Consider the following 908-nt stretch of genomic DNA (forward strand, 5'->3'; position numbering starts at 1 on the left):
GGTCGGGTCGGTGCTGGCGTTGACCACCATGGTGGCGGCCTTCCTGCTGCAGAGCTGGCACTGGCCGCCGCTGCTGGTCATTGCCACGGTGCTGTTGATGGGGGCCGGTTTTGGTGCAGCGATGGGCGCGATGATCCATTACTTCAAGTTGCAGGCCTTCATCGTTACGCTGGCCGGGATGTTCCTGGCGCGTGGGCTGTGCTACCTCATCAGTATCAATTCCATCACCATCGATGATCCGCTGTTCGTGGCCATGTCGCAGACCCGGCTGGAGTTTGCCGGCCTGTTCATCTCGCCCAGCGTGGTCATTGCCCTGCTGGTGCTGGTCGCAGCGATCTGGATGGCGCATGGCACGCGCTTCGGGCGCGCCGTCTATGCCATCGGCGGCAGCGAGCAATCGGCCATGCTGATGGGCTTGCCGGTGGGGCGGACCAAGGTACTTGTCTATGCCTTCAGTGGCTTCTGCGCGTCGGTGGCGGGCGTGCTGTTTTCCTTCTACATGCTCTCGGGCTATGGATTGCACGCGCAAGGAGTGGAACTGGATGCGATTGCCGCTGTGGTCATCGGTGGCACCCTGCTTACCGGTGGCTATGGTTACGTGGCCGGCACCCTCACCGGTGTGCTCATCCTTGGCGTGATCCAGACCCTGATTGCCTTCGATGGCAGCCTCAGTTCCTGGTGGACCAAGATCTTCATCGGCGCGCTGTTGTTCGTCTTTTGTGTCGCGCAACGTGTCATTTCACTGGGTGCCCTGCGAGGCAAACCGGCCGGATCGGCGAAAGCCGCGCCAGCCGGGGCTTAGGCGGGATTTTTTAAGCTTAATTAAGATAACTTTACATAGAGGGAGTTATACCGAAAACCATATCCATTACGCTCAAAAAATCATTAGAAATGTATTGGTAAAGCAA

The 908-nt window shown here is 58.6% G+C and carries 1 protein-coding gene; it reads left to right on the forward strand.

Translation table 11 applies throughout. The features are described from left to right. Positions 1-802: galactofuranose ABC transporter, permease protein YjfF (yjfF, locus tag I5W_RS01340; RefSeq protein WP_044527892.1), on the forward strand; the 802-nt coding region annotated here is incomplete at its 5' end. Positions 803-908 lie beyond the last annotated feature (106 nt).

The sequence above is a fragment of the Herbaspirillum sp. B65 genome (assembly GCF_000333555.1).
In the GTDB taxonomy this organism is placed as follows: Bacteria; Pseudomonadota; Gammaproteobacteria; order Burkholderiales; family Burkholderiaceae_D; genus Herbaspirillum; species Herbaspirillum rubrisubalbicans.